This window comes from Verrucomicrobium sp. BvORR106 (assembly GCF_000739655.1).
Classification (GTDB): domain Bacteria; phylum Verrucomicrobiota; class Verrucomicrobiia; order Verrucomicrobiales; family Verrucomicrobiaceae; genus Verrucomicrobium.
The window spans coordinates 82,274-105,027 of the sequence record NZ_BATR01000162.1; the positions used below are offsets into that span (position 1 = coordinate 82,274).

General features: G+C 62.0%; 13 protein-coding genes. 9 read left to right on the forward strand and 4 right to left on the reverse strand.

Going from position 1 to position 22,754, the window contains the following annotated elements:
- The first annotated feature begins 20 nt into the window (after nt 1–20).
- The 7 genes from BV106_RS28160 (at nt 21) to vccD (ending at nt 12,405) form a co-directional block, all read left to right on the forward strand.
- On the forward strand, nt 21–554 hold the full coding sequence (locus BV106_RS28160) for a sigma-70 family RNA polymerase sigma factor (RefSeq protein ID WP_038170340.1): 534 nt from the start codon (nt 21–23) through the stop codon (nt 552–554).
- On the forward strand, nt 551–2,182 hold the full coding sequence (locus tag BV106_RS28165; protein WP_038170342.1) for a FecR domain-containing protein: 1,632 nt from the start codon (nt 551–553) through the stop codon (nt 2,180–2,182). The genes BV106_RS28160 and BV106_RS28165 overlap by 4 nt, the downstream gene beginning before the upstream one ends.
- Before the next feature lie 49 nt (nt 2,183–2,231).
- On the forward strand, nt 2,232–5,747 hold the full coding sequence (locus BV106_RS28170; protein WP_038170343.1) for an autotransporter-associated beta strand repeat-containing protein: 3,516 nt from the start codon (nt 2,232–2,234) through the stop codon (nt 5,745–5,747).
- 255 nt (nt 5,748–6,002) lie between these two features.
- Nucleotides 6,003–10,127, forward strand: a complete 4,125-nt coding sequence (vccA, locus tag BV106_RS28175; RefSeq protein ID WP_265596156.1) for a Verru_Chthon cassette protein A — start codon at nt 6,003–6,005, stop codon at nt 10,125–10,127.
- A gap of 54 nt (nt 10,128–10,181) precedes the next feature.
- Nucleotides 10,182–10,679 carry a Verru_Chthon cassette protein B gene (vccB, locus tag BV106_RS28180; RefSeq protein ID WP_038170347.1) on the forward strand — a complete coding sequence of 166 codons (498 nt, stop codon included), beginning with the start codon at nt 10,182–10,184 and terminating at the stop codon, nt 10,677–10,679.
- A 14-nt stretch (nt 10,680–10,693) separates the two neighbouring features.
- Entirely contained in the window at nt 10,694–11,776 is a 1,083-nt protein-coding gene (gene vccC, locus BV106_RS28185; protein WP_038170349.1) for a Verru_Chthon cassette protein C, read from the forward strand.
- Between the two features lie 44 nt (nt 11,777–11,820).
- Nucleotides 11,821–12,405, forward strand: coding sequence for a Verru_Chthon cassette protein D (vccD, locus tag BV106_RS28190; protein ID WP_038170351.1), 585 nt, complete (start codon nt 11,821–11,823; stop codon nt 12,403–12,405).
- Nucleotides 12,406–12,677: 272 nt separating this feature from the next.
- Here the strand turns inward: vccD and fabG are convergent, their stop codons facing one another.
- A complete protein-coding gene (gene fabG / locus BV106_RS28195) occupies nt 12,678–13,424 on the reverse strand; it encodes a 3-oxoacyl-[acyl-carrier-protein] reductase (RefSeq protein WP_038170354.1) in 747 nt (248 codons plus the stop codon).
- Between the two features lie 97 nt (nt 13,425–13,521).
- Here fabG and BV106_RS28200 point away from each other — a divergent pair, with 97 nt between their 5' ends.
- Together BV106_RS28200 and BV106_RS28205 are read left to right on the forward strand one after the other, a co-directional pair.
- Entirely contained in the window at nt 13,522–14,124 is a 603-nt protein-coding gene (locus BV106_RS28200; protein ID WP_081892363.1) for a TPM domain-containing protein, read from the forward strand.
- Between the two features lie 17 nt (nt 14,125–14,141).
- Nucleotides 14,142–15,173, forward strand: coding sequence for an N-acetylmuramoyl-L-alanine amidase-like domain-containing protein (locus tag BV106_RS28205; protein ID WP_051946434.1), 1,032 nt, complete (start codon nt 14,142–14,144; stop codon nt 15,171–15,173).
- A gap of 1,510 nt (nt 15,174–16,683) precedes the next feature.
- Here the strand turns inward: BV106_RS28205 and BV106_RS28210 are convergent.
- The 3 genes from BV106_RS28210 to gyrB form a co-directional block, all read right to left on the reverse strand.
- A complete protein-coding gene (locus tag BV106_RS28210; protein WP_038170358.1) occupies nt 16,684–17,058 on the reverse strand; it encodes a DUF2237 domain-containing protein in 375 nt (124 codons plus the stop codon).
- A gap of 218 nt (nt 17,059–17,276) precedes the next feature.
- Entirely contained in the window at nt 17,277–19,952 is a 2,676-nt protein-coding gene (gene gyrA, locus BV106_RS28215; RefSeq protein WP_038170363.1) for a DNA gyrase subunit A, read from the reverse strand.
- 83 nt (nt 19,953–20,035) lie between these two features.
- The gene (gyrB, locus tag BV106_RS28220) at nt 20,036–22,639 is read right to left on the reverse strand and encodes a DNA topoisomerase (ATP-hydrolyzing) subunit B (protein WP_038170364.1); all 2,604 of its coding nucleotides are present in this window, start codon (nt 22,637–22,639) and stop codon (nt 20,036–20,038) included.
- Nucleotides 22,640–22,754 lie beyond the last annotated feature (115 nt).

The following is a 22,754-nucleotide window of genomic DNA, read 5'->3' on the forward strand; positions in this document are numbered from 1 at the left end:
CACTCCATGTCCCCTTTCTTATGCTACCAGGTGAAACAGAGCGACATGGCCGATTCCTGCGAGTGTTTACCGCGCATGAGATGGCCATCCGCGCTTATGTCCGGCGGTTGGTCCCCTCCCGTGCCGATGCCGATGATGTGATGCAGGAAGTGGCGGTGGTCCTCTGGGAGAAGTTCCCCACGTTCCGGGAGAACAGCGACTTCCGCGCCTGGGCATTCGGCATTGCCCGCTACGAGGTGCTCTCCTGGCGCCGGGATAAAGGGCGGGACCGTCTCGTGCTGGACGACGATGTTCTGGAACGTCTGGCCGAGGAAACGGCTCAAGAAGAACCCCGCCTGCAACTGCAACGCCAGGCCCTGGAAGGATGCCTGGCGAAAATGAACGCCGGCCAGCGGGACCTTCTCATGCTGGCCTATGAAGAGGGCGTCTCCATCCAGACCGTGGCCCAACAGAGCGGGCGCACGGTGGCGGGCTTCTATCAATGGCTCCATCGCGTGCGACGCCTGCTGCTGGAGTGCATTCAACGCGGACCCATGGGGAGGGTCTGGCCATGAACCGCCCCAACGATCCCTGGGATGCCCTGGTGGGCCGCTACCTCGCCGGGCAGCTCAACGCTGATGACCGTCGCTTGCTCAATGAGCGTCTCCGCCAGGACCCGGCCGCACGCCGGGACTTCGCGGCGATGCTGAATCTGGACTCCGCCCTGGCCGTGGCGGCAGCCGGAACCCGCGAGGAAAGGCGGGCCCGGGCGATCAGAAACAAACGCCTCACCTGGATTGGCACCGCCATCGCCACCGCTCTGATCTTGTTCTCAGCCGTAGGTTGGTGGATGACCCAGGATGGTCGCGCCCCCTTCGCCACCGTGATCACCTCTCAGGGGACGGAATGGAGCGGCCCCAGCGAGGTACGAGGAAAGTTGCAAAACGTCCAGTCTGGGGCCGTGGGCTTCCAGACCGCCACGGGCAATCGCGTCATCGTGGAAGGTCCCGCCACATTCCGCTTCACCTCGGCGCAGGAGCTGCGTCTCGATCACGGGCGGGTCCTGGCCATGGTTTCCCCCGAGGGAAAGGGTTTCACCGTCGTGACCCCCGCAGGCAAGATCGTTGACTATGGCACGGAGTTTGGCGTGGATGTGGATGCCGACGGCACCGCCGAGGTGCAGGTGTACTTGGGCGAGGTGGTGGTCACACCCAGGAGCCAGGGCAGTCACCGCAATCTCACCAAGGGCGAGGCCCTCACCATGCCGGGCGATGGCTCCCCGCCCGGGGCCGTGACCGGAGGTCGCCGCCAGTTCTTCACCCAGCCGGAGACGGTGCAGCAGCTGCGCAACACCATGGACCAGCAAGTCCCGGTGACAGCCTCTCCTGATCAACCCAGCCCCCGCACGGCTCATGGAGACTTCTGCAATCTGGGCAACGGGGCCGGCCTGCCCGGGGTCGTCTATGACTTCAAGCAGAATCCTCAGAAGCAGGACATCCCTTTTGACTCCGGGCGTTATTTCCAAAAGGTGAAGGCGCTGGGTGCGGCAGGCTTCCCCACCGGGGAGGTGGAGGGTTATTTCCGTGTGCCTCCACTGCAGCGCCGCTTTGCCTACCTGGCCATGCCTGTGGAGGAGGCGGATCTTGCCCCCTGGACCCTCGGTGCCGAGCAGTCCATGCAGCCCACCGGCTGGATCGCCCACTACAGCGGCGTGGTCACGCCCCCCACCAGCGGGGAGTGGCGGTTCGTCGGCTACTTTGACGATGCCCTGGCGGTCTACATCAACGGGCAACCGGTACTGGACGGCTCTCGCGATGAGATGATCAATGCTGGTGAGCCCCACCCCGATGCCACGCTCCGCCAGCCTTTTGGCAACGGCACGATGCTCAATGGCAAGGCCTATGCGGGCAAGTGGGTGGCCATGAACGGCCCCACGCGGATTGACATTGTCGTGGGTGAACGGGTCGGCAGCCAGATGGGCGGCCTCCTCATGGTGGAGAACCGGCGCACGGCCTACAACGTGCGCGCCGACGGATCCCCCATCCTGCCGCCCTTCGTGACCCGCCGCCTCAGCACCGAGGACCGCGCCCACATCAAGGCCTTTTCCGAGTCCCGCGACGGCTACCAGCTCGAGTGGCAGAACCTCCCCGTTTTCAGACTGGACGACAGCACTCCCGCCCCCGCTTCAAGTTCGTCCCAATAACTGCCGCGCTCACTCCGCGGCTCTTCTTCCTTTTGGCTTCCTCACCTCCATGGCTCTCCCCATTTTCGCAGCCAGCTCCCCATCCTTTTCGGCCCGGTTCCGCACGCATGCCCTGGCCCTGGCCGCAGGTCTAGGGACCCTGCTTGCCTCCGGGCTGGCACTGCCTGCCGCGACGGTACTGAAGAACGGCACCGCGAACATCACCCAGACGGCGACCGATTGGGTGGATGGCGGCAATGCCCCCACCGCTCCCACATCAGCAGATGTCGGGCAGTTCGGGAACGGCGTCCCCACCACTCTCACGCTGGCAGAGAATGTCTCGCTGCTGGGCTTGAATTTCGCCGCGGTCACCACCCCCTCTACCTTCATCATCAATGATGGCGGGAGCAAGGTCCTCACCCTCGGGGCCAGCGGCATCGTCGTGGAAGCCGGTTCCCATAGTGTTACCCTGAACCATGCAGTCGCCCTGGACGCGAACCAGAGCTGGACGGTGGGTGCCGGACGGGCCCTGGTGGTCAACGGAGTCATCAGCGGGAACTTTAACCTGACGCTCTCCAGCGCCGCTGGCGACTACGCGGCAGGCTTCCGGTTCACGGGTACAACAGCCAATACCTACACCGGCACCACCACCCTCTCCGCCGGCGCCCTCATCCTGGCCAAGTCGGCCGGAGTCAACGCCATCGCGGGCAACATCTCCGCCACCGCGCACGGAGCCAACATCATCCTGGCCAATGACGAACAGATCGCCAACACGGCCATCGTGACCCTTTCCAATGGGGCCAAACTCATCCTGGAAGGACGCACCGAGACCATTGGCGGCCTCCAGGCCACCGGCAGCACCACACTCGTGCAGGCCACGGAGTCCGGTACCAACCGCCCCTCCACCCTCATTCTCGATGTGGCCGGGTCGGATTCCTACCACTTCAACGGCGGAATCGTGCGCAATGGTGGGACCACCAGCGCCCTCTCAATCGAAAAGAAAGGCACGGGCACGCAGATCCTGGAGGGAGCGCTCATGCACACCGGCACCACCACCATCAGCGGCGGCACCCTCGTCATCCGTACCAATGGAGCGGTGTACTACAACAACACCCGGGCCATCACCCACTGGGCCAGCGCCATCGTCAACAACGCCACGCTGAACCTCCAGCACACCAACACGAGCGCGACCGCAGAAACGCTCAGCGTCGCCATCAGCGGCAGCGGGAACGTGATCAAGTCCGGCGCAGGCACGATCCATCTGGGCAACACCGGCTCCAGCTACGCGGGCATCACCTCCCTTGAGGGCGGCATCCTCGGCGTCGCGAAGTTCGCTGACTACGGTGCCACCAGCAGCCTGGGGAATCGCGCAGCGGACGCCGTAGGCGATGTCGGCATCGTCTTCCGCGGCGGCACCCTGCAGTACGTCGGAGCCACGGCCCAGACCACCAACCGAGCCCTGCGCATCGGCACCGCCGGCGGCAGCATCGACGCCTCAGGTTCAGCCATCGACGCCACGGTGAAGTTCACCGCCATCAGCTCCCCGGATCTGTTTGAAGGGGTCGGCGCCCGCACCTTCACCCTGACCGGCAGCAATGCTGGCCGGAACGAATTCAATCTTCAGCTCACCGATCAGGACGTCAACAAGACCAGCCTCACCAAGGCAGGCTCTGGCACCTGGTACATCACCAACACAAACAACACCTACACCGGCACCACCATTCTTCAGAGCGGCATTCTGAATGTGGCCTCCCTTGCCGACTACGGCGTGGCCAGCAGCCTGGGCATCAGGCAGTCTGCTGAAGGCCCCACTGGCACGGACCGGATCGGCCTCTTGTTCAGAGGGGGTACGCTCCAGTACACCGGCAGCACGGCCCAGAGCACCAATCGGGGTCTCCGGATCAGCACCACCGGCGGAGCCTTCATTGACGCCTCCGGCTCCACCCTGGAGGCCACCCTCAGCTTCACTGCCGCGAATTCGCCGGACCTCTATGAGAACCCCGGGGCCCGCCAGCTCACGCTGACCGGCAGCAATCAAGGAAACAACACCTTCAGCCTCCAGCTCACCGACCAGAACGCCTCCACCGGAAAGACCACGCTCAACAAGACCGGCGTCGGCACCTGGATCCTGAGCAATGTCACCGGCACCACCTCTGAGAGCACTTACACGGGCGACACCAACATCCTGCAGGGCATCCTGGCCACCCGTGGCTTTGGCATTGGCAACGGCAGCCTGGTCAATCTGGCGAACGAAGCGTCAGCGACCCTCCGCCTGGATGCCAGTGAAACCATCGGCGCACTCGGCGGTGGCGGCACCACCGGGGGCAAGGTGGATCTGCAAACCTTCACCCTTACCCTCGGCAGCGGCAACCGCGACGGCACCTTCGCAGGGCTGATTGTTGGCACAGGCGCCACCAAGGCGGATGACCTCATCAAGACCGGCACCGGCATCCAGTATCTCACTGGCACGACCAGCACCTATGGCGGCTTCACCGTCCTCGCTCAGGGCATCTTGAATGTCGCCAAGATCGGCAACCTCGGTGAGAACAGCAGCATCGGCAATCGCGCCGCGGACAACGCCGCCAGCGACGTGGGACTCATCTTCCGGGGCGGCACCCTGCAATACACGGGCAGCACCGCCCAGACCACCGATCGCGCCATCCGCGTGAGCACTACCGGAGGTGCGTTCATCGATGCCTCCGGCTCCAACATCGACGCCACCCTCTCCTTCACCCGCACCAGTTCCCCTGACTTCTTTGAAGCCGGCGGCGCCCGCCAGGTCACCTTCACCGGCACGAACCAAGGAAACAACACCTTCAACATGGCCATCACCGAGACGGGCGGCACCACGACCGTGAACAAGACCGGCGCCGGCACCTGGAAGCTGGGCGGCACCAGCACCTACACGGGTGATACCAACGTGAATGCTGGCGCACTGTTGCTCACCGGAGCACTGGCCAATTCCAAGGTCACGGTGGCCAGCGGAGCCACCCTCGGCGGCACCGGCACGGCTGCGGGCCAGATCATTATCAATGGCACCCTGTCACCGGGGAATGATGCCAAGACCAATGGCTACGGGATGGGCACCATCACCTTCACCAACACGGTCAACTTTGCCCAGGGCAGCAGCTATTTCGTCCAGCTCGGCACTCATGTCGGCGGCGGCGTGGGCGCCTCAGACCGCATGGCTGCGGGCAGCGGGCTGACCTTGGGTTCAGAGGTCAACCTTTCGGGCGTGTTTCAAGGCACCTTCGATGACCGGGAAGACAACACCCGCTACTGGATCGGCAACAACGGCGGCACGTGGACCATCAACGGAACCTTCGCCAACAGCGAGGTCTGGGACTGGACCGGCATCCTCTACACCGCCCAGGAGGCCCCATTCCACCAGGGCTACAAGGTGACTGTGGACGGCGTGGATTTCGCCCTCTTCTACGACGCAAATTTCGGCAGCGACTCGCTCTATGGGGGCAATGACATCGTGCTCATTGCCACCGTACCTGAGCCGCTCATGGGCACCCTTTTGCTCGCTGCGCTCGGCAGCATCGCTTTGCAACGGCGACGTCGCACCCGCGCCGCCGCCTGATCGGACAGATTATTTCATCATACCTACATCGTTCATCCCCCGGTTCATCGGGCGGGTGGTGACCGGCACGGCCGGCCCGCTCCCTCATGCACTGATGGCTGAAGCACAAGCGGCACACTTTTGAGATTTAAGTCTTGAATCGAGTTTCGATTCGTCATTACATCGTACACACCATGTTTCATTTCTATGAACCTGGAGCAGTCCATCTCTACCACAGGTAGCATTATGCGGGCGCAGCGCAGAACCTCGTCAGGCATGGCCTTGATCTCCGTGCTCTGCGTTCTGGCGCTGCTCATGGTGCTCGTGCTTGCCGTGCTCTCCATGAGCCGCACGGAAACTCGCGCTTCATCATCCTATGCCCGCATCACGGATGTGCGCACCCTCGCGGACCTCCCCGTCAATGTGGTGATGGGACAGATCCGGCAGGCAACATCGGGCTTGGGTGATGGCAAGTCCTGGACTTCCCAGCCTGGGATGATCCGGGTCTTCGGCACGGAATCAGGCCCCTTGAACCGCGCCCGCCTTCTCCAGGCCTATCGGCTCTATTCCTCGGATACCATGGTGGCCGGGGCCACCTTTGACTCCACCACCGAGGCCGCCAGTCTGAACGGGTGGGAGACAAAGAAAGCCCACTTCACCGATCTCAACGAGCCCGTGGTCACCCCACTGCCCTCCGGCACCCAGACCATTCTCAGGAAGACGTTTCCCATCATGGACGTGAGCGTCTTTGATTCCAATGCCGATGGGGTCGCAGATCTTGTGGGCAGCACTGACGGCCGGATTGACGGTGCCCGCATCCTCTCCGCCCTGCCCGGCACGGATGCATCTCACCCGCTGCCCATGCCCGTCCGCTGGATGTATGTGTGCGAAGACGGTCGGTTGATCGTGCCCACCGGCGAGCAGAATGGCGAGGCACTCTTTGATACCTCGATTGTCACCGCAGACAATCCGATCACTGGTCGCATCGCCTTCTGGACGGATGACGAGTCCTGCAAGGTCAATATCAACACCGCCAGTGAGGGCGTCCCCTGGGAGGTGCCCGTGGGCACCTCCTGGCAGGATCAGAACTGGGCCAAGTTCATGCCCGGCCAGAATGAGTTTCAACGCTTCCCCGGCCATCCGGCCATGACCTGCCTCAGCACCGTCATGAAGAGCTTTGACCCCGCCTTCACCCGCCTCACGCAGCAGATGAGCTCAGCCTACACCGCAGGCACGGGCGAGGGCAGCTATGCTGATCCAGATTATTTCAAGAACCTGTACCAGATGCTGCCCCGCACGAACTGGGGCAACGCCGGCCAGAGCTCCCAGGCAGGGACCGCGGCCGTCAATGTGAACACCGGACTGCCCGTGAAAGCTGAGCGCATCTTCGCCTCCGTGGATGAGTTCTTTTATGCCTCGAACCTGAGCGGCTCCGGCCAGCGTCTGCCCAACGACTCCGCCAGCCGGGTGGATGGCAATGAGATCCGCATGGCCCGCGCCTTCCTCACCGCCCACAGCCGCGCTCCAGAGACCAACCTCTTCAACCGGCCCCGCATCTGCCTCTGGCCTCTCTTCGCGGATACCAACACCCGCAATACCAAAGATCGCCTCATTGCCTTCGCCGCCACCTCCTCCGGCCAGACCGCCGCCTGGTACCGCGCCCAGAAGTGGGTTTCAGACTCCAACCCCGGCTCATCGCAGAGTCCGGATGCGGACTTCAATCTGCAGCACAACCAGCAACTCTTTGCCTACCTCCAGTCCCTTACCTCCAAGCCGGTGCCGGGCTTCGGGGCCGACACCTTTGTCACCAAGTACGGGGAGCTGAACCGCAACCAGATCCTCCTGGAGATGTTCGACCTGCAACGTTGGGGGGTGAACTCCTGGTACGCAGAACGCGACAGCGGTGGGGCGATCGATTTCACCAAGAGCTATGCCTACGTGCCGCCTCGCGCCTACGTGAGACCCTCCGGTGGCTGGGTGGGTGAAAGTTCCGCCCTGCCCACGAAGATCCGCTCCGTACCAGACGGCGGTCCCGTGCCCCCAGACGGGCTCAAGGCCTTCGGCCGCTGGCCCACCGTGGTAGAGGTGGCCGTGGTCTTCATGCCGACAGAGATCCGCGCGAAGAACAACACCGTCTTGCGCGACAGCTTTGACGCCATCGAGCTGAACAAGGCCAAGTTCGAAGGCGTGACGAATCTCTACCCCGACAGCGGGGACCCTGGCCAGAAGTGGGCAGACCGAACCCTCAAGATGCGGCCCTACCTCATCATCCAGCCCTTCACACCGGTGGTGGGCATGCCTCCTTACAGCGCGAACATCCGCTACCGCATTGAGGGGCTGGAGACCTGGAAAGTCAACGGCAGTACCCCGATGTTCGCTGACATCGGATCACTGAACACCGTCCGCACGGAGCGCTCCAACGGTAGCACGGATGAAAACGCGCACATGACCTCCTACACCGGTCTTCAGGCGATCATCATGGACAAGCCTCCGCGGGAGTTTGTGGGCTCGCCCAATGAGAATAGCTGCTATCCCTTCATTGGCCGGGAGATTTCTGTAGATCCCGAGCAGGGCACCTTCACCTTTCCCGGAAACCCCGGCGAAAACGGCGCCAACCAGGAAATCACCATCAAGATTTACTCCGGGTATGGACCAGCGCCAGGTCCCAATGAAACCCCCATTCAGACGATCAAAATGCGCTTCCCCACCGTGAAGCTGCGCACTCCCCGGCTGTATCTTGGCGAATGGAAGGACACCCCTCTCATGGGGCTGCAGCGCCGCATCGACCAAGGCAGCTTCCAGTCTGAAGTGACCCGCCCGGGCGACGTTATTCGCTCGGTCGTGGTGAACGCCAGCCCCAGCTCACCCAGCGGCGGAGACTACCGTATCATCACGTCGAAGGCGATGGTGACCGCCGACCATTTCACACCGCATCATCATTATTTCTATGATGCCAACGGTACCAAGGGCGACTTCATGTATGAGGCGCAAAGCCTGCGCCTGGCCTCCAAGACCCACACCGGCCACTACGGCCACCCCAACATCACGCCTCCGGGATATTTTGACAGCATCGCCGACGGAGCCCAGCACTCCTGGCAGGCTGCCGGGTGGGAATGGACCGGCTCCTCCCCCAACCTCTCCAGCACCAAGCCGTATGGCCTGTTGAGGAACGTGTTCTACTGGCAGGACTGCCAGCCGGCCGGTCCGCCCAGGCTCAACGGAGCGTACAACGCCTCCGGCAATCCCGGTGACTGGGACAACGGCATCGGCCGGGTGGAGGACGGTGCCTACATCAACAAGCCCGACGAGGGCGGCTATGATGGCAGCGCCAACAAGTACTTCGAGCGCGGAGGATTCTCCGAAGACAGTGGCAAGGCCTACTCGCCGAACCGGCAGATCGCCTCCGCCGTCGCCTTCGGCTCCCTGCCTAGTGGTGTGCTTGGCGATGCCACCACCGCGGTCTCCCGCCCGTGGCAGACACTCCTCTTCTGCCCCAATCCCCATTCCCGCAGCACCCTGGCGCTTCAGCAGCCTGGCGCAGCAGATCACTTCGGGTTCACCCTGCCCCGAGACCACCTGTTGCTGGACGCCTTCTGGATGCCCATCGTAGAGCCCTACGCCATCAGCGAGCCCTTCTCCACCGCAGGCAAGGTGAACATGAATCACCAGATGCTGCCCTTCACCCATCTGCAAAGGGCCACCGCGCTGCATGCCGCCCTCCGCAGCGTGCGGGTACGGGCCCTGCCGGCCGCCCTGGCCTGGGTGGGCAACAGCGACCGGACCAACTACCGCGACATCACCAACGGCGTGGAGGAATGCTACAAGTCGTCCGGTCACTGGATGAAGTTCGAGACCAGCTACGACGTGAATGTGGCGGAGACGCTCAAGGCCTTCAACAACCGGTTCAACACCCAGAAGGACGTGTTCCGCTCCGCTTCAGAAATCTGCGAAGTTTTCCTCGTGCCCCAGATGATCCCCGGCCGCACCTACAGCACCGCCGCGGGCGGCAAGCCCTCCCGGAATCCGCAGTACGAGGAAATGACTGACTGGTGGAACGGTGCCCTGAACTCCCAGAAGGATGGCATGGAGCTCACCGGGGACAACACACGTGAGTCCCCGTACAACCAGCTCTACCCGCGTCTCACCACGCGGTCGAACGTCTTCCAGGTGCACTACCGCGTGCAGGCACTGCGCAAGTCCCGCTCCACCAACGCCAGCCGGTGGGACGAGACGCGGGACATGATCTCCAGTGACTACCGCGGCTCCGCCATCTTGGAGCGTTACCTCGATCCCAACATCACCGGACTGCCCAACTTCATCACCAACCCCGGCAACTCCTCAGGCGCTCTGGACGACCACTACCGCTTCCGCGTCATCCAGCGCAAGCAGTTTGCCCCATGATTCTCTGTTCCTTCTTCATGTACCCCCACCCTCATTTGAGCACCGCCATTCCCCATGAAACCTGTCTTCTCCGACATGCGAGCCCGTCTGTGCCGGGACCGCTGTTCCTACGCCTTCTCACTTGTTGAAGTCACTCTCGCGGTGGCCGTCACAGCCACCGTGGCCATGACGCTCCTGGGCCTCCTTCCGGCGGGTCTGGACGGCATGCGCCAGTCTGCCAATACTGCCGCCCACGCCCGCATCCTGCAGACACTCGCCGGGCAGGCCCAGATGAACACCTGGCAGGAGATCACCAGCTCCGGCTACTCCAGCCGCACTTACGCCTTCGACTACCAAGGGGGCGAACTGGAAGGCCTGGAAAGCGCGCAGGTCACCTATCTCGCCAGGGGCCGGGTGCAGGATGCCCCCCCGCTGCCCGGCAGCACGGCCACGAATCCCCGGTTGCGGCTCCTCCGCATTGAGATCGTCACCGGCTCCAGTGCCGCAGACTTTGGCACCCCGCGGTGCAACACCTACGCCACGCAGATCGCCCAGATGGATGACACCCCCTAACCCAAGTTGCTTCCATGAACCGTCGCCTGCACGCCCCCGCCTTTACCTTGCTGGAGATGCTCGTCTCCATGACGATCACCTCCATCCTGCTCACGCTCATGGTGCAGATCATGGGCACCACCCAGCAGACTTGGCAGCGCACTAAGTCCCAGGCCGAGGCCTTCCGGAGTGCGCGAGAAGCCTTTGAGAGCATCTCCCGCCAGCTCTCCCAGGCCACCCTGAACAACTACTGGGACTACAACGATCCCAACCAGCCCACCTACTATCAGCGCCAGTCAGAGCTGCACTACGTCTCCGGTCCTGCCTCCTCGCTGCTCACCTCCATGGCCAATCCCACGATCGGCCACAGCGTATTCTTCCAAGCCCCGCTGGGGGTGGATCATCTGGACCCTGCCACCCAACCCGGTGCCGGACTGGACCAGGCCCTCAACGCCTGGGGCTACTATGTGGAGTACAACTCCGACCTCCCCACCCGACCCGGCTTCATGACCGAAGCCTCCCCCACCCACCCGGAGAAAAAGCGCTTCCGGCTCATGGAGTTCCGCCTGCCCTCAGAGAACTTTGACCTCTTCAAGCTCCCCAGCACCGCCACCGCAGGTACCCGGCCGGCGCTCCATGCCGCCACCACGGCCTCAGGCCTCTACTCCTGGTTCCGCACCCCGTTGCAAACCCGGTCGGAACCGCTCGCGGAAAACATCCTGGCCCTCATCATCCGCCCCACCTTCCCCGGACAATCCACCCAGCCGGATGACTACCTCTACGACACCCGCAGCTGCCAGCTCACCAGCGGCAACATCTCCGATGCGGATGCCGCACGCCGTCACCAACTGCCTCCGGCCATCCGCATCGTGCTCGTGGCCCTGGATGAAAGCTCCTGGCTCCGGGCTGAGCATGACGAAGCCCTCTCCACCGAGTTGGTGAACCTCGTCAACAATGAGCTCTTCACCCGCCCGGCCAGGCTTGAAGATGATCTCATCGAACTCTCCGCCACCCTGACCAGCATGAATCTCCAGCATCGCGTCTTCAACACCACCGTCTCCATCCGGGCGGCCAAATGGCACACCGAGAAGCAGAAGAACCCCACGACCACGCCATAGCCCGCCGCCGTCGAGTCACGCAATTTCATTTTCTGTTTGTTTCCATGAACTCATCACCTCCTGCCCTCCGTTCCTCCGTTCGCGGATTCACCCTGGTGGAGCTGATCGTGGTGATCGCCGTGGCCAGTGTCATCATGAGCCTCTCCATCGGCGGGCTCAATCAGTCCCTCCAGTCCCAGCGGCTCAGCGCCTCCGCCACCCGTCTTGCCGGTGAGCACGGGGCCGCCACCCTCCAGGCCGTGCGGGAGAATCGCAGCCTTGAGGTCCGCCTGCTTCGACGCACGCTCGACATCAGCCCGGCCAATCGGCTGCGAGGTGTGCAGATCTTTGCCGTGGAGCCCACCACCGGTGAGGCCAGGCCCGTGGGTGAGCCCATCTTTCTGGATCCCGGAGTGGTAGTGCTGGAAAACGAAGTGCACTCCACCCTGCTCAAGCACAAGTCCACCACCATCCCGGATGGCTACTACACGCTAAAGGCTTCCGGCACCACGGATCTGGACAAAGGCGCCACCGACCGCTGGTGCATCACTCTCGCATTGGAAGAGGAAATAAAGGACGAGTCCTCACCACCCCCCAACCACCGCGTCCTGGTCATCAATCCCCACACCGCCGCTGTTCAGCTGTACTAACGCCTGAAGGACTCTGGGAGTCCAACTGATGGGCGAAGCCCCAGGATACGGGCATTCCATGCCGAACGCATCCCAGACGGTAGCCTGGGGTTGAGCGTAGCGATACCCCAGGAAAATCGTCAACAAACAGCACCCTGAAGGGGTGCCAGAACACATCGCTATCGTCCCTTACCCTGCGCACCGAGTGGCAAAAAAAGGGGCGGGTGTGCACACACACACGCCCGCCCCACAAAAACTGAATGACTGATTTACCGATTTACTGAATCACCGGACTACATCACCATGCCGCCATCCACGGCCAGCGTCTGGCCAGTGATGTAGCGCGCTTCGTCGCTCGCGAGGAAAGCGGCGGCGTTGGCAATGTCCACAGCCTCACCAAAGCTGGCGAGCGGAATCTGCTTCAGCACGCCTTCCTTCTGCGCGTCGTTCAGCTCATTGGTCATATCCGTGACGATGAACCCGGGAGCGATGGCGTTGACGGTGACCGCACGACCGGCGAACTCACGTGCCAGCGACTTGCTGAAGCCAATGAGGCCCGCCTTGCTCGCAGCGTAGTTGCACTGGCCGGCATTGCCGATCAGGCCGATGACGCTGGCCACGTTGATGATGCGGCCCGTCTTGGATTTCAGGATGGAGCGCTGGAAAGCTTTCACCAGGTTGAAGGCTCCTTTGAGGTTCGTATTGAGCACCACGTCCCAATCTTCGTCGCTCATCCGCAGAGCCAGGCCATCGCGCGTGACTCCGGCGTTGTTCACCAGGATGTCCACGGCGCCCAGATCGGCCAGCACCTGCTTGCCCAGCGCCAGCACTGCGGCCGCGTCGGCCACATCCACAGCGTAGGCCTTGGCAGCCCCCGGGTAAGCGGCATTGATGGCATCAGCAGCCCCTTGGGAACTGTTTTCCGTGCGGCTCACGATGGCCACTTTCGCGCCTTCTGCGGCAAAACGTTCTGCGATGGCGCGACCGATCCCACGGCCGGCACCGGTGACTACTGCGACTCGATTGAGGAGCTTGCTCATTCAGGGTCATTAGCGAAGCCCGGGCGGGCTTGCAACCCAGAATGCGGCACCATTTCCTTCTTCTTGCTCTTGAAGTTGTGACGGCTACACTCGCCCCATGCGGTGCCCCGTTTGTCAACAGAGCCTCCATGAAGTCTCCCCGGCGTGCCCGCATTGCAGCTTTGACCTGACCATCGCCGTCCAACACCTGGGCATGGTGCCGCGGTTGCAACCGGACGTCACGGATCTGGCAGGCGTGCTCACGCCCGGCCAGACCGCGCTCCTTCAGGAGATGATCCGCGGGAAGGAACGACGCTTCCCGCAGCTCCAATTTTCCTGCGTCACCCTTCAGATTCCGCCGCAAGTCCCCCTCCGCGCCTACACCTTCTGGCTCCTCAACCGCGGCAGCCTGATCAGCGCCATGGAAAAAGGGGGCGACTGTCGCATCATCCTTTTCGCCCTGGAGATGAACCAGATGCAACTGTGCTGCATGCTCGGGTACGGCTTGGAACCCTTTGTGAATCAGGCCACCCTGGAGCAAATCGTGCAATCGGCACAACCTCTGCTAGCCAAAGGAGATGCCGCCGGTGCCTTTCAGGCGTGCTTGGAGCAAGCCGACCTGCACCTGGCGGCCATCAGCCGCGCCATCCCCACCATCTACGGCCTCCACGAGGAAAAAGTCGCTGCCCCATTGAGCGCGGAGGCCGAGTTTGCCTACTAAGTAGCCAGCCTCGCCCTATGGCCTCACGTCCCCCTTTCCACCAGTCCGCCGTTTCCCGCAGCCGCCTCGTCCAGACCGCGTTAGGCGCGTTTGCCGCCTTTTTCCTGGGCATGATCGGCCAGTATCAGGCCGAAGCCCGGGAGCAACTGCCCCAGTCCGTCACCTTCAAAGGCGAGGAGAAGTTTCAGGCCCTTGTGGCCAGAGCCCTCCGGGAGAACTGGCGCGCTCTGCCCGTCGGTGAACGGGTGGCCCAGTTTGGCCTCGCCCTCCGCGGCACTCCCTACGTGGGCTACACGCTGGAGATCGACAACAAGATCGAATCCGCCTCCTGCAACTTCAATGGTCTGGACTGCTGGACCTACTTCGAGACCGCCCTCGGCCTGGCCCGGATGATCGAGACCCGCAAACCCGCCTACACTCCCAGCGATCTCCTGGCGGAGATCGAGTGGACCCGCTACCGCGGGGGCGTCTGCACAGGCTTCTATCTGGAACGCATCCACTACCTCGCCGAGTGGTGGTATGACAACGAAGCCCGAGGCAACGTCTTGAATGTCACCTCCGATGTCGGCCCCACGGTGCCCATGGTGGGCAGGAAGTGCCAGGAGATGACCGTGCTCTGGAAGGGCTACCGCTACCTGAAAAACGACCCCTCCATGCTCCCGGAAATGGGCCGCATTGAGCGGAGGGAAAGCGCCCTCCCCTTCAACTACATCCCGAAGAGCAAGGTGGCCGCCATGGAGAAGAACCTCCAAAATGGAGACATCATCGGCATCGTCACCAACCAGACTGGCGGCCACTGCTCCCATGTGGGCATGGCTTACCGCACGAAAGACGGGGTTTTGCACTTCATGCACGCCTCCAAGAACCACAAAGCCGTGGTGCTGGATGACTCCCTTTCCACCTATCTGAACCGCTTCAAGTTCCACTCCGGCATCATCGTGGCCCGCGCCCTGCCCCGGACGGCCACGATCATTGACCCCACTCACTACGCCGACCGCATCCAATACATCACCGGCATGCCCCCGCTGGTGGTCGCCAGAAAGGGGTAAGCAGCGTCACCAAAAGCCTGAGCCCCCCACCCCAAGGAGCGGCGGTTTGTGCTTGCACAACCGCCGATGGGAAGCGGAGCGATTGACCGCCAAACCCCGACTGCCGTGTAATGCCACATCGCCGTTGACTGGCTTGGGATCAGTTCCGCTCCGGCCAACTCCGGCGGTTGTGCAAGCACGACAGTCAACCTCTCGCCATCGCCAAAGGCCTGGGCACCCCCAAGGAGCGGCGGTTTGTGCCTGCACAACCGTCGATGAGAAGCGGAGCGATTGACCGCCAAACACCGACTGCCGTGTGAGGCCCATTGCTGCTTGCAGACTTGGGATCGATTCCCCTCCGGCCAGCCCCGGCGGTTGTGCAAGCACAAACCGCCGCTCCTTGGACAGCAAGAACGAGCACGCCTTGACCACGGCCACGTACGAATTGCAGCAGCCCAATCCTCCCTGTTGTCGATGTTCACAACATGGAAATCACAAGGGCCACCAAAGCGGCGTCGAGCCGCACGCACTCCAAGACACTGTCGTGACGCGCAGCGTGCCAGTCGAAAACGGCACGTTCCAGATACTCGCAAGCACAAGCACAAGCACATGCACATGCACATGCACATGCACATGCTCAATCTCCTTCACATGCCATGTTCTTTGCCATGCTCACGCTCAGGGGTACGGAACGCCATCAACCTCCCACCAAGCGCTCCACGCCAACGGCGTGATACAAAACAGCCCGGGGTCAGACCGCTAAGCGGTCGCCACCCCGGGTATCGATAGAGTAGCACTGGAACTCCAACGGAGTTCAACAAACCGTCCAAGCCACCTGGAGACGAAATTCCCATGCCCTACGGTCCTCATCCCACAATGCGGCCACGCCACGGTCTCTGAACCTCGCTTCAAACTTCTGGCCCCCCTCCCGATACGAACGTTGCATGCCGAAGGCATCCCAGAAGGCAGCCAGGGGCCGGGCGAGTTTCACGAGCCCTGCCCCTGGAATCTCGCACGCAAACCATTGCCCGCCTCATCGGGAAGTTGAGGCGTTGATTTTTACGATCTAATCGTACCCCTGACCGGGCTTCCCGATGCCGGAGGCATCAAAGCCCTTAGCCGGAGGTTGAGGGAGCGTAGCGACTGACACCTCCGGAAGATCCAAATGAGTTTTGCATCCCGGAGTGGATGCCAGCGAGGTCCCTTTGCCTGCACAGTTTCAGCATCGACGCCCTCGCCCCTCTTCAGGTGCGATGACTTGTCCACCTTTCCTGTTGAGTTCTGGAGCCCCTCCCGACTCGATCAGCACATGCCGAAGGCATCTCAGACGGTAGTCAGAGGCCGGGCGAGTTTCCTCATTCTCCCGCCGGGCGGTCAACCATGCCGAAGGCATCCCAGATGGTAGCCAGGGGCCGGGCGAGTTTCACGAGCCCGTCCCCTGTAATCTCGCACAAACGATTGCACCCTGAAGGGGTGCCAGAAGTAGCCACCAGCCTAGCGACTAAAGGTCTCCCAGTCCCAGAGCCTACCCCTACTTCGCCTCCTGGTCCTTGTACTCAAACTTCTTGAGATCCTCCAGCGAGACAAACTCCAGCGCCGACATGTGGGTGGCTTCCAGTACCACATCCGGTGCCCATCCCGCCTCCAGCGCCTCTTTCCAGCGGGTAATGCAGAGGCACCACTTGTCCCCGTTCTTCAGGCCGTTGAATCCCCACTCTGGCACGGGGGTCAGCAAGTCATTCCCACAGGCTTTCGAGAACAGGAGAAAATCATCCGTCATCACCGCACAGACGGTGTGCAGACCGCGGTCTTCCGATCCAGTGCGACAGTAGCCGTCCCGGTAAAAGCCGGTCAGGGGCTTCTTGCAGCAACACTTCAGTTCAGTACCCAGAACGTTGGTTGGCATGGCAGCAGAAAATTAGAGGTGCGAAAGGTTCGAAACCAGTCTCCCACCGTTAAGCGGGAGATACACGGGCAATATACCATCGCATGCCCGCCAGGAAAAGGATGCTCAACTTCAAGTTGATTCGACAAGTCCCCAAAGTTTAAACGCCTTCCCTCATCCGGCAGAACCGGCGAAGGAAGGCGTCTCTGAATTCAAGCTGCCGTTAAAGGCCGTGTGGGCTAGGAAGCCTCGGCGTCATCACCGCTGGCTTCACCCTCACTCTGGGCCGTTTCCGGAGCAGACGCACCCGCGTCAGAAGCCTCAGCCCCCTCGGCGGCAGGAGTTCCCGACTCACCACCCAAGATCTCACCTTCGACTTTTTCTTCGTCGTCAGGGATGACCTTGGCCACGTCCTGGATGGTTTCGCCTTCGTTCAGGTTCATGAGCTTCACGCCCTGAGCATTGCGCCCCGTCTGGCGGATGTCCGCCACCCGGATGCGCACGCTCTGGCCGCTGCTGGTCATGAGCATGAGTTCATCCTCTTCATGCACCGCCATGGCCGCCACCACGTTGCCGGTCTTCTCCGTCACGTTCATGGTGGTCACGCCCTTGGCGCCACGATTGGTCTTGCGATATTCCTCGAACGGCGTGCGTTTGCCCAAGCCCTTCTCAGACACCACCAGAAGCTGCGCGGTCTGATCCACAGCGGTCAGGGAGACGACATGGTCAGTCTCGCCAGGACGAATGCCCATCACCCCGGCGGCCGCGCGGCCCATGGGACGGATGTCCGTTTCCTCACACTTCACACACATGCCCTCACTGGTGACGAGGCAGATCTCACTGGAGCCATTGGTGAGGATGACCTGGATCAGGTCATTTCCTTCATCCAACTTCACCGCAATAATTCCGTCTTTGCGGATGTTCTTGAAGTCGGCCAGCTCGGTCTTCTTCACCGTGCCATCCTTGGTCGCGAACAGGACAAAGCGATCAGAGCGCCACACGCCCTCTTCATGTTCGCTGTCCACCTCAAGACGGAGCACCGCAGCGATCTTCTCCTCAGCCCGGAGGTTGAGCAGGTTCTTGATGCTGCGCCCCTTGCCGGTGCGCGCCATTTCAGGAACCTGATAAACACGCTCCACGTACACACGCCCCGTGTTGGTGAAGAACATCAAATAGTCATGCGCGCTCGCGGCAAAGAGGTGCTCCACAAAGTCGGCCGCATCATCTTCACCGGCCGCCTCCCGCGTCTCCATGCCTTTCAGGCCCTTGCCCCCGCGTGCCTGCGTGCGGAATTCACTGGCCAGCGTGCGCTTGACGAAGCCACGGTGCGTGATGGTGACGATGTTGCGCTCGTTGGCGATGAGGTCCTCAATGTTAATCTCGCCCTCTGCGGCTTCGATCTTGGTGAGACGCTCGGTGCCATACTTGGTGCGGATGTTGCCCAGTTCATCCTTGATGATGGTGAGCACGCGGCTCTCCTTCGCCAGGATGTCCATCAGGTCCGTGATGGTGTTGAGCAGGGCCTCGTAGTCAGCCTGAAGCTTCGTCCGCTCCAGGGCAGTCAGTTGATAGAGACGCAGGTCGAGGATGTGCTTCACCTGGAGGTCCGTGAAGACATACCGGCCGCTACGAATGCTCGGCTGGGAGCGGATCAGGATGCCCAGAGCCTGAGCGGCCTCCAGGGTGAAGGTATAGGCCTTGATCCGGCTTTCCGCCTCGTCACGACTCGAAGCCGTGCGGATCATCTTGATGAAGTCATCAAGCTGGCTCAGCGCCAGCAGGAGCGCTTCCAGCTTCTCTGCATCGATCTCCGCCTGCTTGAGCAGGTACTTCGTGCGTCGGATGATCACCTCGCGGCGGTGCTCGATGTAGCAACTGATCGCATCCTTCAGCGAAAGCAGGCGCGGCCGCCGGTTGTCGATCGCCAGCATGTGCACGGAGAAGGTCGTCTCCAGCGAGGTCTGCTTGTAAAGGTTGTTCAACACCACCTGGGGGCGGGCTTCCCGGCGGAGATCCACCACCACACGCGTGTTTTCATCCGACTCGTCGCGGATGGCCGTCACTTCAGGGATGATCTTCTCTGAAGCCAGCTCACCGATGCGTTTGCACAGTTCCGCGCGGTTCACACCGTACGGAATCGCGGTGATGATGATCTGGGGCTTGGTGCCCGTTTCCGATATTTCGGCGTGGCCGCGGATGCGCAGCGAGCCGTGCCCTGTCTCGAAGTAATCGCGAATGCCTGCCGTGCCCAACAGGGTACAGCCCGTGGGGAAGTCCGGGCCTCGCACGTACTGCATCAGTCCCTGCAAGGTGATCTCAGGATTGTCGATCTGCGCGCAAATGCCATCCACGATCTCCCGGAGATTGTGCGGAGGCAGGTTCGTGGCCATACCCACGGCGATGCCGGTGCCGCCATTGATCAGCAGGTTCGGGAACGCTGCGGGAAACACCACCGGCTCAGTGAGACGTTCGTCATAGTTGGGGACGAAATCCACCGTCTCCTTCTCCATGTCATCCATGAGGTGGCCGCCCAGATGGGTGAGCCGGGCCTCCGTATAACGCATGGCTGCAGGAGGGTCACCTTCCACAGAGCCGAAGTTTCCTTGCGGATGCACCAGCGGATCCCGCATGGACCAGGGCTGTGCCATGTTCACCAGCGTGGGATAGATCACCGCCTCACCGTGGGGGTGGTAGTTACCCGAGGTGTCACCGCAGATCTTCGCACACTTCATGTGCTTCTTCGGCGGATAGAGCGAGAGCTCATGCATCGCATACAAGATGCGGCGCTGGCTTGGCTTCAGTCCGTCGCGCACGTCCGGCAGGGCGCGCGAGATGATGACGGACATGGAGTAGTCGAGGAAAGAACCCTTGAGTTCCTCTTCGACATTGATGGGCTTGATGTTGTCTTCGCTCACAAGAATTGGCAGTGCGATGTCGGTGCTGAGAACGCCGGTCTCACCGGCAGTTCTGCGGGGTCAGGTGGTCAGCCGGGCGTTTGTCACACGTCCAGATTGCGCACGTTCAGCGCGTTCTCTTCGATGAAGATCTTGCGGGGCTCCACGACGTCACCCATGAGAATGGTGAAGATGCGGTCAGCCTCGATCTCGTTCTCCTCATTGAGCCTCACCCGCAACAGCTTGCGAGTCTTCTGCTCCATCGTCGTGGTGTAGAGCTCCTTGGCGTTCATTTCACCCAGACCTTTGAATCGGCGGATTTCAAGGCCACGGCGGCCGATGTTCATCACGCCTTCCAGGATGCCGGGCACGCTGAACACGGGGTGCACTCTTGCATTGTCCCCCTCACCTTCCACCAGCTCAAACAACGGCTTGTCCTGGCTGCTGTAGTGGTCCAGGGAGAGGCCCAGTTCGGAGAGCTGCCCCAGGAGCTTCTTGATCGAGTTTGCCTCGTGAATCTCCACCAGCCGGGCACGACGAGTCCGTCCGTCCTTCGCGGCCGGCTTCTCTGCCACAGCGGGTTCGGCACCCTCCGCACCTTCGGTTCCAGCCACCACGGGAGCATGTTCGATGGAGCGACCAAAGAGGCCCAGGTCAGCATTGGCGTGGGCGAACTCGGCAAGCTCCCGGTCACCCAGGAAATAACTCACCATCTCCTCATTGCCATCGCGGATGCGCACCAGGAAGGCGGGCATGGCCCCGGTCTCCTGATCCCGGCACTGGATGTACTTTTCAAAGTCGCCCCCGTTGCGCCGGATCACCTCGTTGAACCGCGAGAGGCGAGAAAGCAGGTCCAGGATGGGCTTCAGCTTGTCTTTCTCCATCATCGGATTTTCACCCGAATCTGAGAGCACTCGCAGGCGCACTTCTTCCGCGCCCAGGTCGATGAGGATGTGGTTCAACTCCCCGTCGTCCTGCACATACTCTTCGCGCTTGCGGCGCTTCACGAGGTAGAGCGGCGGCTGGGCGATGTAGATGTAGCCACGACGCACCAGCTCGGGCATCTGGCGGCAGAAGAAGGTCAGCAACAGCGTGCGGATGTGCGAGCCGTCCACGTCAGCATCGGTCATGATGATGATCTTGTGGTAGCGGGCCTTGTCGAGCCGGAAGCTGCCTTCATCCGCGCCATCGCCGATCCCGGTGCCGATCGCGGTGATCATGGCCTGGATTTCGCGATTCTGCAGCGCCTTGTCCAGACGGGCCTTCTCCACGTTGATCAGCTTGCCTCGCAGCGGCAGAATGGCCTGCACACGACGGTCACGGCCCACCTTGGCGGAGCCACCGGCGGAGTCACCTTCGACGATGAACAGCTCGCTCTTCGCGGGATCGCGCTCCGTGCAGTCCGCCAGCTTGCCAGGGAGGCCGCCGCCGGTCATCACGCTCTTGCGCACCGTTTCGCGCGCCTTGCGGGCGGCTTCACGCGCCCGGGCTGCCGTGAGGATCTTGTCGATGATGCGCTTGGCCACCCCTGGATTCTCATCCAGGTACTGCTGCATCCCTTCGTAAACCACGCTGCTCACGGCGCCTTCCACTTCCCCGTTGACCAGTTTCCCCTTGGTCTGGGAGTTGAAGCGCGGGTTCGGCAGCTTCACAGAAAGGATGCACACCATGCCTTCGCGGCAGTCTTCCCCGGTGATCGGCGGATCGCTCTCCTTCACCATCTTGTTCGCTTTGGCGAACTGGTTGATCGCCCGCGTCATGGCACTGCGGAAGCCGCTCAAGTGCGTGCCGCCGTCCGGGTTCGGGATGCTGTTGGCAAAGCACAGCATCTGCTCCGAGTAGCTGTCGTTATACTGCAGCACACAGTCCACAAAGCAGATGTCCTGCTTGTCTTCCACCTCAATGGTACGCTGTCCGCGCAGCACCACGGGCTTGTCATGAACCAGCACCTTGTTGTCGCCCAGCTGCACCACAAACTCCACCACGCCGAACTTGTAGAAGAAAGTCTCCTCGCGGATGGGCTCAGGCCGCTCATCCCGCAGCACGATGATCACCCCGGGGTTCAGGAAAGCAAGCTCACGAAGGCGGTTGACCAGCAACTCAAAACGAAATTCCGTGGTGATCGTGAAGATCTCGGCATCAGGAAAGAACGTGATCTTTGTGCCCGTCCGGCTGGGGTCTTCCAGGTCTCCCACCACCGTGAGCGGTTCGACGGTCTTGCCGCGAGCGAAGGAGATGGCATACACCTTGCCATCACGGAACACCTCGGCTTTGAACCACTCGGAAAGGGCGTTCACGCACTTGGCACCCACGCCGTGGAGACCACCGGAGTACTTGTATGCGCCCTGGCCGAACTTGCCGCCGGCGTGCAGGTTCGTCATCACGAGCTCCACCGTGGGAATGCCGAACTTCGGGTGCACTTCCACCGGAATTCCGCGTCCGTCGTCTTCCACCGAGCAGGATCCGTCTGAATGAATCGTCACCGTGATGGTCTTGCAGAAGCCGGCCAGATGCTCGTCAATGGAGTTGTCCAGCACCTCAAACACGCAGTGGTGGAGACCTCGCTCGTCCGGGTCGCCGATGTACATTCCCGGTCGCTTGCGAACCGCCTCCAGGCCCTCGAGTTTGTCAATTTGCTCCGCACCGTAGGCCTGATTGTCAGCGATGCCGGTGTTGAAGATCTCAGGGGTGTTATTGTCGTCGGACATGGGTCGTTGGCTCAAAATACCGACCCCGAAATGAGCGCTGCGGTCGCGAGCAGGCAAACCATCGTGCCATGCCGCAAATTAAGCGCCGCTAGCGGGGTAGATCAGTCTAGCGAGC

Bases quoted from the DNA above. Each gene is read 5' to 3' on its own strand.
- BV106_RS28160 (WP_038170340.1), top strand. From the start codon at position 21: ATGCTACCAGGTGAAACAGAGCGACATGGCCGATTCCTGCGAGTGTTT.
- BV106_RS28165 (WP_038170342.1), top strand. From the start codon at position 551: ATGAACCGCCCCAACGATCCCTGGGATGCCCTGGTGGGCCGCTACCTC.
- BV106_RS28170 (WP_038170343.1), top strand. From the start codon at position 2,232: ATGGCTCTCCCCATTTTCGCAGCCAGCTCCCCATCCTTTTCGGCCCGG.
- vccA (WP_265596156.1), top strand. From the start codon at position 6,003: ATGGCCTTGATCTCCGTGCTCTGCGTTCTGGCGCTGCTCATGGTGCTC.
- vccB (WP_038170347.1), top strand. From the start codon at position 10,182: ATGAAACCTGTCTTCTCCGACATGCGAGCCCGTCTGTGCCGGGACCGC.
- vccC (WP_038170349.1), top strand. From the start codon at position 10,694: ATGAACCGTCGCCTGCACGCCCCCGCCTTTACCTTGCTGGAGATGCTC.
- vccD (WP_038170351.1), top strand. From the start codon at position 11,821: ATGAACTCATCACCTCCTGCCCTCCGTTCCTCCGTTCGCGGATTCACC.
- fabG (WP_038170354.1), bottom strand. From the start codon at position 13,424: ATGAGCAAGCTCCTCAATCGAGTCGCAGTAGTCACCGGTGCCGGCCGT.
- BV106_RS28200 (WP_081892363.1), top strand. From the start codon at position 13,522: ATGCGGTGCCCCGTTTGTCAACAGAGCCTCCATGAAGTCTCCCCGGCG.
- BV106_RS28205 (WP_051946434.1), top strand. From the start codon at position 14,142: ATGGCCTCACGTCCCCCTTTCCACCAGTCCGCCGTTTCCCGCAGCCGC.
- BV106_RS28210 (WP_038170358.1), bottom strand. From the start codon at position 17,058: ATGCCAACCAACGTTCTGGGTACTGAACTGAAGTGTTGCTGCAAGAAG.
- gyrB (WP_038170364.1), bottom strand. From the start codon at position 22,639: ATGTCCGACGACAATAACACCCCTGAGATCTTCAACACCGGCATCGCT.